Here is a 15,610-nt window from a genome sequence, read left to right on the forward strand (position 1 = left end):
TCGTCTGGACAAAGTCGGCGCAAGACATCCTTACCCGCGAACGCCGCGCGCTGGACAAACTCGATGAAATTCGCGGAAATCGGTAACAAGCGTCAGACTCAGAACACTAGGACAACACTACTCATTGCGTAGAGAGTGATTGGTCCCATCCCCTTCGCGCGCCGAATCACGGCAGGAGCTCCAAAAATCTCGATCCAATGGATGTTCTCTGAGCCAGTTCCACTGGGAGCATTAGATGATAGATCGAGTTCAGCTCGAGTATGAGATAGGATTGCACGAACAGATCTTATGAAAACAAAAACCAAAGAAAGCTGAAGCAGGCACGAAAATAGAAACAAAGATAGAAGGAAGATTGAACTACTTGAGGCTATCAAAACGATGGCAATCTGGTTACCTAGAAAATACAAGACACCTAAAGATGCTGCAAAGTAAGCAAAAATAAATCCAATGATTGCGAAGCGTTCATGTCTGTGCGCACCATACGCAGCACGCCACACGCCAATGTAACTCAGCATCAAAAACGTAGCAAGCGTTACACTCTCGCCAACACTTAAGGTATTCCAGAGCAGACTTATGTCTACGACATCCAAATACGACGCGTACAGCAATGAGATAGGTAGACCAGCGACAAACGAACTACTTATGAGCCTCGTGAACAAAGCAGCTGGAGCTACCGCACGTTGAAGACCAGCAATTCGATCGGTTTCGATTACTTCAATCATCGTAATGGTACCTACTGTGTGCTTCGTTCAAAAAAAATAATTTGCCACTAAGAACTAAATCGTTCTGCAGCAACACGCCTGTAGTGCTTGCCAAGGAATGTCAGCCTGCAGCTTTGGCTATTCATAGCAGCATAGTACATGTGTTTTTCACCTACAGGCTCTACAAGTCCGGAACGATTACAGATTTGAAGGGCTTCGAAAATCATTTGATTGCGTGATCGCACCTCAGGCGGATATTCGTCCTCTGTTCCAGGTTTAACATCGGGTTCAAAGGATGGATCGAGTGAGAGCTTGTGGTCTTCATTCGGAAACCACTCCACTAATTTCTCAAGAATTTCGTCGTCCACACGCGGTTTAACTTCACGCAAGATGACGAACTCGCGGACATTTGCCTTATATATTGGCCGCTGATGCCACGCGCCCAGTGATTGATCTATGTGACTGTAGACAGCCGCTGGCGTTATTTGGCCCCTGACGTCGGCTGCCGCTCCTTCAAGCGCGTTCATAAGAAGTCCCGTAAAAACGCCTCCCTTCTTCGTGGCGCTTGCTTCTTGATGGCGATCTGCAGAGGTTAGAATGGTTAGGCCGGTACTTAAAAGAGATAAACCCGTTGCGGGTAACTCCGCAGCGGAACCCGATTGACAGCAATCAAGGATGAGCACGATTGACTTGATCTGTCTTGCGGCTTTCGATGCCAATGCCGATATTTCGGCCAGTGATATTCCTGAATGCATGTCTTCGCCATCTTGGGCGACTAGGACAGCATTCTCCGTGGCGAAATCAAAAACACCGTGCCCAGCAAAGTAAAGCAAAGCGACCTCAGCGGGATCCTTGAAAAGAGATTTCACGGCGTCCAACAACACCCGTCTGGTAATCACGCCATCGCGCTCAGAAAGAAGTGTGTCCACATCGAAATTCTTGGGGCGGCTTCGACTGTCTCTACCGTTCCTTGATAACAATGCCGCGACGGATTGTGCGTCTTTCTCACACCCAGTGAGAGGCACTTGCAAATAATGATCAATTCCAATCAGGAGGGCACGTTTCACAGAAGTCACCTTTTTTCGTATCTTCTTTGCTTGCGTCGGATGTGTAAAGACAGATTCTGCGTCCGAGAGCGTCGCGCTTTCGGCCTGCTTATCAGCAGTGCCCGCACCTTCGAGAAGGACGAAAAGATGCGCTGAAATAGTCACTTAGTTTGGGACGGATTCCCGTCTCAGGACGGTCATACGTCGGTGCGGCAGGATGCCTAGGCAAAGCTTGAAAGGAGATTGCGATGTACGACAAAATTGAAAAGCTTGACCGGGCGGAGATCGAGCGGGCAGAGCGCGAAGGTGAGTGCCTAGGGCGCAACCCAGACGGCGGGAAAATCATCGACTATGTTGGCGGTTGTGGCGGCTACTTTGATGAGACCAATAAAAAGGCGATCGCGCGGCTACTCTACGTTGAAGAGCCACCGATCCAACAGAAAAATCGAGCACCCCGCAAAACTGAAAAGGGTGAGACCTATGGGTCTGGTCGTTGGGAACGGCTACGCATGGGCCGCGCCAGCTTTCATCCCCGTGAAGCCCAGTTTGTTCACGACGGCTTGTGCCGTACGCACGGCGAAGCTTGGGCTCGTGCCTTTCCAGCGGAAGAGTTAGTGCGGATGTCGTTCGAGGCGTTTCTTGAACGCGTGGCACGGCTGGGCTTGCAACTGCCTCTGGAGCACGTCCCACCATTCACGTTGTTTAAGGTGCTGGCGGCTTTGCCGAGCCAGTCTGCATTGGACCTTCGTGTCGTAGATCCGACGGCACCGCGACTTGGAGGGCCAGCGAGTTCTCGCAACCGAAACCTTAAGGCCAGCTCCCAAGCGCCAGAACACCGGGTTGGGGAGCAGTACGTGCTACAGGTAAGAAATGTGCGGGCACAAAACGAACAGCTTTTCGTGTTTGAGATCGCGGCGGACGCCCTGTTGGACGAAGAAACCGGCGATCGGCACCAAGCCTTTCCAATTCGGTCTGTCGACGGTTCTACGACGAGCTTAACGATCCAAGATGACGAAGAGCCGTTCGAGTTCTTTGATATCAAAGGCCGCTTTTGCTTTGTTGCGTTGGCTTTCCCGTCTGACTGGGACTTTGTGGAAAGGTTTTCTTTGGATCCTTCGGTTGACCGCTGGGGGGCTGATGAGCTCAGGTTTTTCGCGACACGCGTTGGTGAACTGTGCCAGCAAAATCAGAATACTATCCGGCTTGGCGTCTATGAATACGAACTGAAGTGATCAAGAAAGCGCTCCGCCAGATAAACTGGCGGAGCGCGAGGCTGCTCGATGAAGGTGTGGCTCATTTGCCAAAGACTTGGGCGGTCAGGTCATCCTTCACGTCCAGCGCAGGGTCCCACACAGGGAACGGCTCAAGGCCGAACTGTTGCGGCACGTAGGCGCGGAAGTGGCGGTCTTCGACCGGAAGGGTGACGTAGTCGCCATTGATGGCAACAAGGTGGTACTCATCGGCCCAGGAACGAATGTCCCCGATCATACCGGTTTCGTGCGGCCATTCGTCGATCTCTTCCAGAGAAGCCCCACACACTTGAGCGATGAAACGATCGTCTTCCGTGATCTCGACCCCTTCGAAGCTGCCGAATTCGGCAACTTCGTAAACCCGATGCTCCCAGTCGGAGCGGATCGGGTTGGTGAGGCCTTGGCCCCTGTCGAAATCGAGGACATCGAATTTGGACGGAATGTGGGCGCTGACGAGGACCCAGTTTTTGGTTTCGTTTGCCATGGTAGTCTCCTGTTCCGGCATCATCTGAACACGCACAAGCGCATGCTCAGGTGTCCGGAACGGGGAGACGGTTAATCAAAGAGCAGTTGAAGCGATGCTCAGACGTTCCAAGTGGAAGTCATTCCCAATCCGCTTCAGAATATTTTATCATAAAATCAGTAGTTTGTGAAGGAATTTGATCAAGTCGCATTGCAGCGATTAGCCGCTGATCAGGCTCAGCATCAGGTCGGCCAGCTGCAAATCGATGCCACTGTTTAGGTCATCGGCGTCGAGCCAACTTTCTTGGAGCCGGTACCATTGTCCACGCTGTCGGATCAGAGTTGGATTCCTTCCAACATGTCGCAGTAAAAATTTTCCGCCGAAAGGCAGGATTTCGAGATGGCGGCTCGATACCGTGGGCGGCAAGCCGGGGATGGTGGAGCGTCCCAAGACAATGGCAACCCGGTCCTTGAGTTCGAGCCCATAGCGCGGACCGGTCGGTAGCAACTGGATTTTCAACTGGCCTCTGGTGCCGGGGATGGTAATTTGAGCGCCACAGCCTGGGCAGGCTTGCATCGAAGAAGCGGCGACGAAGCACTGTCCACAATCATGAACCCAGCAATTTTGTAGCGCTCGCACCAGGGCGCGACGCCAGACGTCCGGACTTGGGCGTGCCTGAGGGTTAAGGCTGAAAGCCAAGTCAAACAGGTCGACCAGCTCTTGTCCAAGCGCGGCGATCGGCAGGTCGTCGACGTCAGAAATTCGGTCGTGTTCAGGCCAGTGCCCTTGGCTCATATAGTGAACTACGTCGGTCGGTTCGTCGGCTAGTCCTTCAGTCGGGTAGCGACCGGTTGCGACTGTGCTCATGAACACGGCCATCGCAAAATAGCCGCTTTCTCGGGTTGGTTGCTCGTGAGTGCCGTCGCGTTGTTCAGGTGCCAGCATCGGAAACTGCCCAATCGTGTCGGGCGGCGGGATGGTCGGATCATCGGCTAAATACCCGTCGAAGTCGATTAAGGTAACGGTGCCGTCGGGGGCAATCCTGATGTTTCCCGTACCGAGATCTCCGTGAACGATGCCGTTTTCTTCCAAGAGCTGAATCAAACTGACGAATTCCAGGCAGATCTCCAAGTTCTGCGGCAAGGCACGCGGTGGATAGTCGTCGAGGTCGCCCCCCTCCGCGAACGGCGCAAGATGGAGAATCCTCCCGTTGCCGACGTCTTCACAGACGATCGGACCGGCGAAGGCAGGGGACAACGCACTTAGGTTGCGCTGACAGAGGTATTTGGTTCGTGCTAGGGCACGGGTACTGCCGCGCAGTTCCTTGAGCGCCATCTTCTTGTCCGGGTCACTTTTCAGGTGGACCAGATGCACTTGACCTTGGCCGCCTTGACCGAAGTTCGCCTGCTTAATGACAGTAGCGACGCCGCCAACCTCAATGGTTTTTGCCATCTTCGCCTCCCGAAAGAAGCCGCGCCATGGCGAGGGTCAGATTGTCACTATGCAAGTATCCGCCCGTGTCCGGGTCGCGCGCTTCTTCCAGTGACTGCAACAGATGGCCGGGCAACCCTGCGAGAGAGGCAAACTTCTCCCGGTTGAGGGCGAAATCTTCAAAGGGGAAAAGATCACTGGCACCGTCCGTCATTGCCATCACGATGACTCCCGGCTCAAGTTTCAGGGTTCCGACGCGCGGGGAGACATCGCAGTCATCTCCGATATAGGCGTTGATGATATTGCTGGGCTGGCCTGCGGTGTGATGCGGAACCTGCACTTGGCCGATCATCCCATCGGGCCAAACAACGGAAACGGCTCCATCCCCCAAGGTGGCAAAAACCAACTCGTCGTCCTGTAGAAGAACTACCAATGCTGTGGTGACGCCACTAAGTTGATTTTCGTGCGCAACCAACCGAGCCGCCTCGATGGCCTGTTCAAGGTCCTCCAACGACAAAGAACCAGTCTTGTCCCAGTTTTGCCGAAGCTCAGTGCCGATCGCCTCGACGGCCGACTGGGACGCCTCGCGTCCACCCTCAATGCCTCCAGCCCCGTCACAAACAATCAGAACGACGCGGCTTTCGGTGAAACGGATAACCATCACCGCGTCCTGGTTCTCCTTGCGCACCAGCCCTTGACGGGTTGCCGCGTCGCTCTCCCACACGAAACGTGATTTCGGTTGGGTGGAAGGCGCGACAGTCTCCGGAAAGAAGTCGGGCTGAGGCGGCTCGTCAGGAGTGGCCATGTTCTTTAGGATCAACTGACGCTGACGGATTCCGACCATTTGCGTCATCATCAAAGCTCCCCCTAATGCGAGAGTGAATACGGGCTGGCTCAGGTCAACTTGGGCCAGCGGTTCAAACAGGTTGGCGATCCAGTGGAAAAAGCCGGGATCGACGGGCAATTCCGGCATGGTCAGCAAGGGCGGATGGTGGTCATGGGCAAGAGCCCGATCTGGCCATCCCACCAATCCAGCCAACGGCGAAAGCCACGCTAGGGACCGGGCACGAACTTTATCGGCATTGCGGTCACGAGCTGCAAGCAGAAGATCGGCCTTAGTTTGGCGTCCGGGAGAATGGCTGGTTAGTTGCAATGCCAGTTCGTGGCCACGGATCGGCACGCGTCGATCAGGGTCATTGAGACTAAACCCTGTACGCTCGGCGTATCGTGCCGCGAACGCCGGGTTGATGGGGTATTTGCGAGGTATGGTCATGGCACACTCCATTTCGGTGTCGTGCAGACCAAGATTCCCAAATTATCGCTTTGGGGCAGAGGCGGAAGTCCGTCGCTTAGTTGGGCCAGACTGTTTGGCTAATCAGGAAGTGTTCACACCAACCAAGAAAGGAAATTTTGAATGACACTTCCAATCAACCCCGGCAGCACACTGCCGCTCAATGCCGCGACAGGCCCGAGCATCGATACGACCATACCCGCTGGCCTGACTGATCAAGCCTTGGCCAACTTGCCGGTCCTGAGAGTGACGAAGCGCCATAAGATGCCGAATGGCGTGGCCAGCAATGTCAAACAACATGTCGTCTATTGCGTGGACCATTCCACCTCGATGTCTGGGGCCAAGCTGCAGGAACTGCTCATGGCCCTCGATGGTCACTTTCTGCAGCTGGCCGATGCGTCGAACAAGGATGGGTTCTCCGTCACGATCATCCCCTTCAACAACTCCAGCTACGTCCACTGTGCCGCGCTGCCAGCCAATGCGGTCCCCCCTCTCAATCTGGTGGCCGCTGGCGGCACCAATTTTGACAGTCCGATCAAGAAGACCATCGCAGAAATCGAGAGCCTCAAGGCGGCACCAAATGTCGCTGGGTGGCACTGGCTGCGACCGCAGGTGCTCTTCCTGTCGGACGGGCAAGCCACCGTCTCCGACAAGAACCTCGAGGACCTGCATGAGATCGCTGACGTCACCGCCATTGCCTATGGCGACGATGCGGATCAAGGCACGCTGGCACGGATCAGCAGCAGGGGCGAAGTCCATCTCGTGGGCACCGATTCAGGGGCACTGCGTGGCTTCCTGGCGGTGGTCGGCCAAACCTTGGTCAGCACGTTGCAAGCCAGCAATTGACGTTTCGTATCATGAATATTTTCGCCCCGCCAAGCGTTTGGCGGGGCAGTTCTGAAAATTGATTTTCGAGAAACCCGGTCATTGTGGTAGGATTGAAGCGTTACTTCTTCCTCTTTTATGAAACGATCTATTCTGTTGTGGCTGGCGGGTTTGGGGTTGGTTGCGGGCGCGGGCGTAGCTTGGTTTGCCTTTTCACCGACCAAAGGCACCAGCTCAAACATTGAGTCAGCGGCAGATCAGGCCGATACTTCAGTTGCGAGTTCCGTGCCCTCAGCCAACAAATCCCCTGTGCTCGGCAAAGATATTCCTGGGCTACCAGAATACTGCGCCGACAAATTGATCTCAGTTTCCGGCTGCGATGGAATGACCGAAATCACCACGGAGCAGGGCAATACTTACCGCCTGGTTGAAATCGGCAACCAGTGCTGGTTTGCGGACAACCTCAAGGAAATTCCGACAACCGATAAGGGCTGGTATGGTAATTATGCTGGGAAAAACGGAGTCAAAGAGAAGAGCCACTATTTGTACTCATGGGACTCACTGGGATTAATTCAGAATAATAATAGTATATGTCCAAATGGATGGAGGATTCCATCGAGATGCGACATTATAAAGTTGGAGATAGGCCTCGGAGCTATACCATTTCACGCAGGTGAAAACTCTGATGTCGACATATCTAAGAAAAGTACACTGTATTTTTCACCACAGGTTGGTGGAGTTGGAAGTTTAAGAGAAGAAGGTCCAATATTCTTCGGTAGTGCAAATTTATCATTTTGGAGCTCTGATAGCATAAATAATTACGCTGTAGCTTTTCAGATAGATGATAATGTGCTTGAGGCAAAAAAATTCACCACAAAACACAGCAATCTACATCCAGCAAAGTGCGTGAAGTTTTGAGCATTATCCCTCAATCAACCCAATAACAAAGGCAGGAAAGCTATCGTTAATTTCTCTATAGTTTGAAATCGCTTCGGGAACCTCGTTTACCAGGAAAGAGATAAGTTCTTCGCGATCTCCGCCTTCGACCAATCCTGGCTGAGCCAGTATTTCGCTTACTCTGCTTGCAATTTTCAAGGTATGTTCCATTTGGCGGTCCATGCCGGAACTGCCGCCATCTCTAGCAAAGTCCCTAAAGATTCGGTCCAGTTCCACAAACTCTTCAACAGTAATTGAAGCTGCTTCAATATTTGCCCCAATCAGTCCGCCTTGGCCGGTTGCAATCCCTATCCGAGCAATTGCCAGCCCAGACTTCGCACTATACCATTCAAAAGACGGTATGCCAAACTGCTCTCCAATCTTGTCAGCAACGACATCGGCAACAAAGCCAACAAATGCTGAAGTTATGATACCACCAGTCACTGATCCCTTGAGTTGATTTTCAAGAGCTTTTTGACCTACTTCGGAAGCAAAATACTGACCAATTGAGTCAGCAATTTCACTGTTGATAAGTCTAAGTTGACCCTTGTATATTTCACCGGTCAAAAGGAGAGCAAGCACCGTTGAAACTTCAGTCGTACCCGAAATAGTTAGTCCTGCTAACTGCTGTGCCCAAAATTCTCGGCTAGATGCCAATGACTGTACATTGGCTCCCCCTACTGCAGCGCCTCGAAAGATACCAACATTATCGGACCAACATATTGCTGTTTCTTCACACAATCGAGACATACTCGAGTTCATGTTTTCAAATTCTTCTCTTTGATCCGAACTAAACCCAAGAGATACAAATACTCCCGGTTCATCTTGGGGCCTTATTACCACGACTCTAATGTCATTGACCGTGAATCTACCATTTGTGCTAACCTCATTGCCGCCCGCATCTGTGGCGGTCACGGTGAATGTGATAGCCCCTGCGGTGGTCGGGGTGCCCGAAATCGTCACGGTGCCATTGCGGTTGTCGGTGGCCGTCAAACCAGCGGGGAGACCCGACACTCCGAGCCTCAGCCCACCGACGCCGTTGTCGTCGGCGAACAGCACGGGCGTCGTGATCGCGTATTCCGCTCCAATCTCTGCGTTCGGCAGTGTTGGAATGCTGCCCACCAGCGTCGGTGGGTTATCAACTGGCGGTGGCGTCACCGCCTCTTGAATATTCAAACTCAACATCAAGTTGGTAGAGGTTCCGGCAAAGGTGGTCGCGCGGAACGTCAGGTTGATCGGTCCGGGGGGGCCGTTGTAGTCGATGACCAGCTCATTGCCGACGATCTGATAGCTTCCCCCAGACGGGCCAAACACATCCAGAGACAGGATAGGCGAATTAGGAGAGGTGAAGAGCGTAGGCAGTTGGATAATGATGCGTTCGCCGACGCGGTAAGTGCCCGTGGGGAGGGATACCCCAGACACGGCCACCGGTGTATAGAACGCCTCTAGACCCAGTGCGTCCTGGAGCGGGAAGTCAATAATGGCACCGTTGCGTAAAGACAGGGCCCCAAACTCGATATTGTAGACGCTGTTACGGTTGGTGCTGCGTTCACTGCGCAGATTGACGCCATCGAGCGTTAGGGTGCCGGTGGTCGCTATTCCATAGTCGCCCACATAGATTTTGGGGAAATTGTCGGGATTTGTCGTTGTGGCATTCGGGTTTTGGCGGAATACAATCGTCCCAGCGCCAGCATCCAAAACTTGCGATGCTTGCCCACAGTCGAATTGGTAATATCCGTTGCAGCCAATGGTCCCAGAGGCGTCGGCGCTGCCAGTGGGAAGGGCGGACAGTTCAAACAACATCACTCCGCCGTTTGTTCTGATGTTGCCCGGACGGGTGTCGCTGGCTGGTTCCGCACCGGAGCTGACGACCGAATTCGTCATCTGAAAAGCGGCTCCACGGTAGCCAAAGTCACCGCCATTGGTTTCGATAGTGGCATCAGAGACGATAAGCAGACCATCACGAAACCCTGTTAGGGAGCCATTTATAAATGGTTCCAGCGCGTCAGCGGTGCGAATCACAATATCCAGTTCACCGCTGGTACTGATAATATCTGCGTTGATCGAAACACTGCCGGACGAACCGAGACTAAGCCTCGCATTGCCACCCGCTGTCTTTCTGATTTGGCTGTTGATTCCTGTGCGAGCATCAGCGCCGGAACTTACCAGCGTAACATTTGTCCCGGAATTCAGAGCATTTTCGACTGTGGCAGCGTCAACGTATTCGGTGTTCCCAAACACGGCTGCTTCGTTCGACACATACAGTTGCTCTGGATCGAGTAACCACGTGCCGCCTTGACCGGCCGACACGTAGCCTTCGGGTAGGCTCAACACGCCAGCGGAAGACGTCTCAATAAATCCACCGGTTCCGTGTTCTGCACCGTAGGCCAGAATGTTGGCGCTAGTCGTGGTGGCTTGATCTGACCATAGAATGACCTTGCCACCATCGCCGTCTTCGGTGGCCGAAGCGTTGATTGTCGTCGGGTTGTCCACGGTAACGGTCGTGGCGGTAGCAACGTCGTAGTCTTCACGGATGTCTTCGCCGATCGGGAACATCTCATCAATCTGACGGCCACCGAGATAGTCGCCGCCGATCAGCACGGTGCCTCCACCTTCGGACCCCGAAGCGTCAATGGTTGCTCCGGTAATCTGGATGTCTTCCCCGGTGATCTGGATGGTGCCGCCGCTGCCCGGACGCGCAGTGGGGCGCAAGGAACGCGCGGGTGCCGCTGCCGACAAGGTACCCGACACACGCACAGTCTGGCGCGGCGCGGCAGGCGCGCGGCTAGAAGCAGTTTGTGCGCCGAGAATGATCTTGCCGTTGCGCATGCCGACGGAGTTGGCTTCGATCACGCCGGTGTTATTGATGACCGAATTCACGGCCGTTCGGGCTGTGGCGGCGGTCAAGGCTACCGTGCCGCCATTGGCGCTGATCGTGCCTTCGTTCTTGACCAGATCGGCCATCACTGCGCCGGTGGCCACGTCAATGACGTCTTCGGTGATCTCATCGCCAATGGCCAAGCTGACGAGCCCGTCACCGTAAAGGTCGAGAGCGAAGGTATTGCCAGAGGCTAAGGAGACGGTACCAAAACGGGCGGTGATGACACCGCTGTTGCGCACGCCAGGCGCGACAAACGCAGCGAGGCCATGATCACGGACCGACACGGTGCCTTCATTAATGACAGAGGCAGTGGGGTTACCGGGCAGGCTAAAGCGCAACTCGCCGCGCATGAAGGCGTTGTTGTCGATATCCGCTGTGGTGGCGACCAATCCACCTACATCCACTCGGGCTCCACGGCTGAACACAATTCCATCGGGATTTACGATCGCGATGTTACCGTTGGCGTTCAGTGCGCCTGCAATTACGCTGGGGTCTTGTGAGCCCACAACGCGGTTGAGGGCCCATGCATCGACGTTCGGCTGCACAAAGGTGGTCGTCTCACCTGCGTCGATGTTGAAGCTGCCCCATTCCAGGACAACGTTTTGGCTGTGCTGATTGATCAGCAGGGTTGAGGGGGTTGGGGTGGAAATCGTGGCCTCTCCAGCCACGACCTGTCCATCGCTGGGGTTCGCGTTCGTCGGTAGCGATAATCCAAGGACTAGTGCCCCGGCAGAAGTCAGCGCCGTGGTGGTTCTTAGGAAGGAATGACGTGAAACTAGATACATATGGGGTCCTCCTAGAACTGTGCCGACAGGCTGAACCAGCCCTGCCAACCCTTATTGACAGCAACACTGCTCGGGGATTTGAGAGGTCTTGCCGCTGAAATATCAAAACCGATCCGGCCAGTGCCAAACCGCATACCAAGACCTGCTGAAGATGCAGTGTCGGACAATGGAGTGCCTAGCGGTGGGGTGACGTTGCCGATCCGACCGGCGTCGGCGAAGGCGTAGACTTGGGTGTAATCGAGTCGCAACCCTCGGGTAAAATCCCCAGCAGGCAGGTTGTAGCGCATTTCCAGCGAAGCTTTGAGGCAAGTGTCGCCGGTAATGACGGAGCTATCAAAGCCGCGTCCGTATTGCTGACCGCCAAAACCGCATTCCTGCGAGGAGAGTAGGGGATCGTTGGTCCACTGCCCAAAGACCGAGCCATGCAGGCTGAAGCCTGAGCCAAGATTTTGCGTGCGGGACAGGCTCAGCGTGGCCTTGAAGAAATCCACCTCGCCGGGGGTGCGCGAAGCGTTGGGATTGGTGTTTGTGGTTGATCCCAGCCCTTCAATCCCTTTGTGAAAAGCCAGTTGCACCTGATTGGTACCATTGAACCGATCGGCGTTATCAAAACTCAACTCGGCCCGCAGAATTCGCAGTCTGTCAGAGGACGCGATCCCGGCAAAATTGGTTGATTCCGAGTTTTTTAGGTCAAATGCCAACCTACCGGTCAGGTTACGTGAACGCGTGCGGATGAAGGGATAAGACAGCGCCGCCGAAACATTCAGGCCTTTGGTCTTATAATCCAAAGCTGAAAGCACGGCGTTGTCCGGATCGCCCTTGCTGTAGTTGGCATCCAAAGAGAAGCGTAGCCCATGCGCATTTAGCACCTGATCATAACCGAAAAACACGTAAGCCAGTTCTGGGCGTGAGCCGTTGTTGGCAGGACCTGCCAGCGTGAGTCCCCCGCTTAAGTGTTCATTCAAACCCAGAACATTGTTGGCCTGACCCGACACCGTGAACTGCAGTGGCCCGCTGGCGTCAGAACCGCGATTGTCTAACCTCAAGCCCCAGCCACCCGGTGTTTCTCGGGCAGTTAAGGTGAGCGTGCTGGCCGCAGGGGTGGTGGGCGAAGCCGACAAGTTGGACTGCACCGACAGTCCCGGAATATCATTGGCCAACAGCATTTCGCGTTCGAGGCGATCAGCGTGCAAAGGGCGTGACCCTTCGATGTTTTGGGCATGCTGTTCGAGTAATCGCGTTCGTGAACCCAGGTTATCGGGCAAATCCACACGGTCGACGTAGCCTTCGATCACCTGCAACGTGATGACTGCGCCCGTCGGTTCCAATTCTTGGGGCGGAACAATCACTCGAGAAAGCAAGAGACCGTTGTCGCCATAATAGGCGGTCAAAGCGGCAGCCGCTTGAAACACGTCGAGTAAGGTGCCGTTCCGATCTTCGTATGGCTCTACTACGGCTTGCATCTCGGCCGGGCTAAAAGCGGATCCTCCGATAATCCGAAAGCCGGTGATGCTCAGTGGTATCTGGGCTGCTTGGGCAGGCGGAACCGTACTTTCTAAACCCTGACGCGCGGTCGGCTGCGCCCGTGGGGTTTCTGGGTTCTGAAAGCGGTCTTCTATACGCCCTGGTTCAACGGTAGCAGGGACACCCTGAGTTAACGCGGTGCTCGCCCACAAACTAGCGGTCACCGCAACGGTCAAACTTGCTACTCTCATGAAGACTCCCCGAACACTCAGTCTTCACGGTGTCTGTTGTCGGAGAGCCTCACGTCAACGGACTCGAGTCCGGTCTTGCGCAAGTTTTATGCCCCAAGCCCCTGAAACCCTGCGAAACTGTGGCGGAATGGTCTCACCGGGGCTCTTGGCTGCGCCAAAATCACGGTTCCTTTCGGGTCGCGACTTGCGACAACAAAAATTCTCGAACCTTCGGAACCTTTTTCCAGCTGCTCAGAATAAACCGTCCCGAGACCAAACGTTCTAACGCAAGTTCTTGTTCATGTTCGAAATACAGCCCGTGATCATCAAAGATCTTTACCACGAGCGGGAAGGTCGCGTTCTTATCGAGATGCGGAACCTCAAAGGCGATCGTGACCGGGTCGGTCAACTCGTCAGGAAAGATGTGACGGTGGTAAACGCTGACCGAGCGACGCGTCCAGACGTTGTAGGCTTGACCAATGTCCTGTTCAAACCCCTTCACGTTGTCGGGTGCCCAGTAAACGTCGCGCTCCCACTGCACCAAGTCAACAAACTCGTTGAATGCCATGAACGGCTTTCCCGGCGAGCAAAATGTTTTCAGGTTGGCGGGTGATCTTTGGTAGGTAATCATGGGTACATCCTCTTGTTTGAGGACACCCAAGTTCATCAATTTATACGGTTTTCTAAGAGACGGGATTCCGTCCCGTCAGAACAATCCGGGTGAGTCCTTTCTCTAGCCCCGCAAGTCATGGGCGTTGCGGATACCAAGCTTCACCTTCACTTGGTTCCAGACATCGAATGCGCGGGATCTTTGGATGCCAATCAATTTCCCAGCTTCTTGAACGCTGTTGCCAGCCGAAATCGCGTCAAATAGTTGTCGCTCTTGTGGGGTTAAGCGGTCCAGATCATAAGCAACCGTTTCTCGGTTAGGCAGCGTCGACGTCTGAAAACGCAGTAGCCAATAGCAATCCTTCTTGCCCCGGTACATAGGGTCGATTTCGAAGGGTGAAGCATGTGCTGAGATGGCGGGCTCAATGGAGTCATGTCGGGGGAGGTCGGGCACTTCCGAAGCCCTCGTGCCATAAATCGACATGTTTTGACATAGGCTCAAGCGAGCAAGCGGCCCGGAGCGACGAACAGCCCCACGTTCTTTCAGGGCCTCGAACGCCTCGTTCGCAAGAAAAACTTCTCCTGTATGAGTAATAATACAGGCGGGAACCGCGTTGTCGGACAAGCTGTTCAGCGCCGCTTGCCCCGTCTGTTGACACCGGATCACATATTGGCTGGAACGCCAGGCGTCGCTCAAAAGCTCAAAATGGATGTTGCAGTATTCTAACAGGGCGACGCCTTCATCCGAGTCATAGTTTTCGATAAAGAGGTTCATGGCGGTCCAGTGCCCTGGCACACGATCCAATTCGAAAGCGACCGTATCGCGGAGCCCCCCCGTTTCGAGCCAATCGAAAAAACGCCGATCCTTGGCTTTGGCAGGGTGACAAATTCTAGACATAATGGTCGGTCGGTGCGGGTGATGCGCAATTTGCGCTTCAGCCCATGGGTCTATCGTTCTCAATTCTTCCAAGTAGTACGTCACCGCCTCGAGCGGGAAACCCTGAATCAAAGGTGAGTGGTACTCACGTTCCAACGCATCATCGTTTACGATTTGGCAGGTCTTCCGGTCTCGCAACGTAATGATAGCCGCTTTGGCTGGGGTAACCGCCATGATGTGTTGAAGCAGCTTTTGCCACTTGTCTGGAAAGCGCACGGCTTGAAAAGCGAGTCGAACCAACTGTGCGTCTAGTTGAGCCATCTTCATCCTTACGTTGCGGCCACCCCATAGACATCACAACGGACGCAAGAAAATCCCGATAGTCAAGCGGTATGTCGCAGTGTCCTCTTCATGTGGTGCGCCATTGTGTACTGTCACAACAGCCAACCGAAGCCGTTGGAAGAACAGTATCAACTCGATGAAGCCCAACCAACGCGGTTTGGCTTTGCTGATAATCCCTGCAAAGCCATGACAAGCATGCAAGGCAACGGGCGATTAAGCCGAGACCCAAATCCGGATAGAAGAATATCCGTTGCTGGTGCGCGCCGGATGCTGGGGTTTATTGGCAAGAACTATGACGATGATGCCATCGCCGAAATTCTTGAAACGCTTTATGGAATTGCGGAAGCGAGCTACGAGAAATTTATGGAAACTTGACCGGAGACGCAGACTGTCTGACGGTGAGGTTTTCTGTTGCCATTCATTGCCAATAATCACATATGATTTGGGCTTCAAAGGTGTTCCATTCTCGGGACAGGTGC

13 protein-coding genes are annotated in these 15,610 nt (G+C 54.1%); 4 read left to right on the top strand and 9 right to left on the bottom strand.

The window, feature by feature from the left end; genetic code table 11:
* Nucleotides 1-98: 98 nt before the first annotated feature.
* Nucleotides 99-722 (bottom strand): hypothetical protein, encoded by a 624-nt coding sequence (locus EGN72_RS00970; protein ID WP_127044791.1) that lies wholly within the window; start codon nucleotides 720-722, stop codon nucleotides 99-101.
* A gap of 47 nt (nucleotides 723-769) precedes the next feature.
* A complete protein-coding gene (locus tag EGN72_RS00975) occupies nucleotides 770-1,912 on the bottom strand; it encodes a caspase family protein (protein ID WP_199743678.1) in 1,143 nt (380 codons plus the stop codon).
* Between the two features lie 83 nt (nucleotides 1,913-1,995).
* Here EGN72_RS00975 and EGN72_RS00980 point away from each other — a divergent pair, with 83 nt between their 5' ends.
* The gene (locus EGN72_RS00980) at nucleotides 1,996-2,979 is read left to right on the top strand and encodes a hypothetical protein (protein ID WP_127044792.1); all 984 of its coding nucleotides are present in this window, start codon (nucleotides 1,996-1,998) and stop codon (nucleotides 2,977-2,979) included.
* A 61-nt stretch (nucleotides 2,980-3,040) separates the two neighbouring features.
* Here the strand turns inward: EGN72_RS00980 and EGN72_RS00985 are convergent, their stop codons facing one another.
* The 3 genes from EGN72_RS00985 to EGN72_RS00995 form a co-directional block, all read right to left on the bottom strand.
* On the bottom strand, nucleotides 3,041-3,481 hold the full coding sequence (locus EGN72_RS00985; RefSeq protein ID WP_127044793.1) for a hypothetical protein: 441 nt from the start codon (nucleotides 3,479-3,481) through the stop codon (nucleotides 3,041-3,043).
* A 198-nt stretch (nucleotides 3,482-3,679) separates the two neighbouring features.
* Complete coding sequence (locus tag EGN72_RS00990) at nucleotides 3,680-4,912, bottom strand: protein kinase (protein WP_127044794.1); 1,233 nt, start codon at nucleotides 4,910-4,912, stop codon at nucleotides 3,680-3,682.
* A complete protein-coding gene (locus tag EGN72_RS00995; protein ID WP_158623103.1) occupies nucleotides 4,896-6,164 on the bottom strand; it encodes a PP2C family serine/threonine-protein phosphatase in 1,269 nt (422 codons plus the stop codon). Before EGN72_RS00995 ends, EGN72_RS00990 begins: the two co-directional genes overlap by 17 nt.
* A 141-nt stretch (nucleotides 6,165-6,305) precedes the next feature.
* Between EGN72_RS00995 and EGN72_RS01000 the strand changes: the two genes are divergently transcribed.
* Together EGN72_RS01000 and EGN72_RS01005 are read left to right on the top strand one after the other, a co-directional pair.
* The gene (locus EGN72_RS01000; RefSeq protein WP_127044796.1) at nucleotides 6,306-7,028 is read left to right on the top strand and encodes a vWA domain-containing protein; all 723 of its coding nucleotides are present in this window, start codon (nucleotides 6,306-6,308) and stop codon (nucleotides 7,026-7,028) included.
* A gap of 363 nt (nucleotides 7,029-7,391) precedes the next feature.
* Nucleotides 7,392-7,925 (top strand): FISUMP domain-containing protein, encoded by a 534-nt coding sequence (locus EGN72_RS01005; protein ID WP_158623104.1) that lies wholly within the window; start codon nucleotides 7,392-7,394, stop codon nucleotides 7,923-7,925.
* A 3-nt stretch (nucleotides 7,926-7,928) separates the two neighbouring features.
* Here the strand turns inward: EGN72_RS01005 and EGN72_RS01010 are convergent, their stop codons facing one another.
* The 4 genes from EGN72_RS01010 to EGN72_RS01025 form a co-directional block, all read right to left on the bottom strand.
* On the bottom strand, nucleotides 7,929-11,609 hold the full coding sequence (locus EGN72_RS01010; protein ID WP_127044798.1) for a filamentous hemagglutinin N-terminal domain-containing protein: 3,681 nt from the start codon (nucleotides 11,607-11,609) through the stop codon (nucleotides 7,929-7,931).
* 11 nt (nucleotides 11,610-11,620) lie between these two features.
* Nucleotides 11,621-13,324 (bottom strand): ShlB/FhaC/HecB family hemolysin secretion/activation protein, encoded by a 1,704-nt coding sequence (locus tag EGN72_RS01015; protein ID WP_127044799.1) that lies wholly within the window; start codon nucleotides 13,322-13,324, stop codon nucleotides 11,621-11,623.
* A gap of 160 nt (nucleotides 13,325-13,484) precedes the next feature.
* Nucleotides 13,485-13,934: a hypothetical protein gene (locus EGN72_RS01020; RefSeq protein WP_127044800.1), complete on the bottom strand. Its 450-nt coding sequence runs from the start codon at nucleotides 13,932-13,934 to the stop codon at nucleotides 13,485-13,487.
* 102 nt (nucleotides 13,935-14,036) lie between these two features.
* A complete protein-coding gene (locus EGN72_RS01025; RefSeq protein WP_127044801.1) occupies nucleotides 14,037-15,110 on the bottom strand; it encodes a hypothetical protein in 1,074 nt (357 codons plus the stop codon).
* A 90-nt stretch (nucleotides 15,111-15,200) separates the two neighbouring features.
* Here EGN72_RS01025 and EGN72_RS01030 point away from each other — a divergent pair, with 90 nt between their 5' ends.
* Nucleotides 15,201-15,506 carry a hypothetical protein gene (locus tag EGN72_RS01030; protein ID WP_233586985.1) on the top strand — a complete coding sequence of 102 codons (306 nt, stop codon included), beginning with the start codon at nucleotides 15,201-15,203 and terminating at the stop codon, nucleotides 15,504-15,506.
* The last annotated feature ends 104 nt before the right edge of the window (nucleotides 15,507-15,610 follow it).

Origin of the sequence: Pseudorhodobacter sp. E13 (assembly GCF_003991405.1) — a bacterium.
Taxonomy (GTDB): Bacteria; Pseudomonadota; Alphaproteobacteria; order Rhodobacterales; family Rhodobacteraceae; genus Pseudorhodobacter.

What these genes read in the sequence shown, in the direction of transcription:
- EGN72_RS00970 (WP_127044791.1), bottom strand. Translation starts at nt 722, where the DNA reads ATGATTGAAGTAATCGAAACCGATCGAATTGCTGGTCTTCAACGTGCG.
- EGN72_RS00980 (WP_127044792.1), top strand. Translation starts at nt 1,996, where the DNA reads ATGTACGACAAAATTGAAAAGCTTGACCGGGCGGAGATCGAGCGGGCA.
- EGN72_RS00985 (WP_127044793.1), bottom strand. Translation starts at nt 3,481, where the DNA reads ATGGCAAACGAAACCAAAAACTGGGTCCTCGTCAGCGCCCACATTCCG.
- EGN72_RS00990 (WP_127044794.1), bottom strand. Translation starts at nt 4,912, where the DNA reads ATGGCAAAAACCATTGAGGTTGGCGGCGTCGCTACTGTCATTAAGCAG.
- EGN72_RS00995 (WP_158623103.1), bottom strand. Translation starts at nt 6,164, where the DNA reads ATGACCATACCTCGCAAATACCCCATCAACCCGGCGTTCGCGGCACGA.
- EGN72_RS01000 (WP_127044796.1), top strand. Translation starts at nt 6,306, where the DNA reads ATGACACTTCCAATCAACCCCGGCAGCACACTGCCGCTCAATGCCGCG.
- EGN72_RS01005 (WP_158623104.1), top strand. Translation starts at nt 7,392, where the DNA reads ATGACCGAAATCACCACGGAGCAGGGCAATACTTACCGCCTGGTTGAA.
- EGN72_RS01010 (WP_127044798.1), bottom strand. Translation starts at nt 11,609, where the DNA reads ATGTATCTAGTTTCACGTCATTCCTTCCTAAGAACCACCACGGCGCTG.
- EGN72_RS01015 (WP_127044799.1), bottom strand. Translation starts at nt 13,324, where the DNA reads ATGAGAGTAGCAAGTTTGACCGTTGCGGTGACCGCTAGTTTGTGGGCG.
- EGN72_RS01020 (WP_127044800.1), bottom strand. Translation starts at nt 13,934, where the DNA reads ATGATTACCTACCAAAGATCACCCGCCAACCTGAAAACATTTTGCTCG.
- EGN72_RS01025 (WP_127044801.1), bottom strand. Translation starts at nt 15,110, where the DNA reads ATGGCTCAACTAGACGCACAGTTGGTTCGACTCGCTTTTCAAGCCGTG.
- EGN72_RS01030 (WP_233586985.1), top strand. Translation starts at nt 15,201, where the DNA reads ATGTGGTGCGCCATTGTGTACTGTCACAACAGCCAACCGAAGCCGTTG.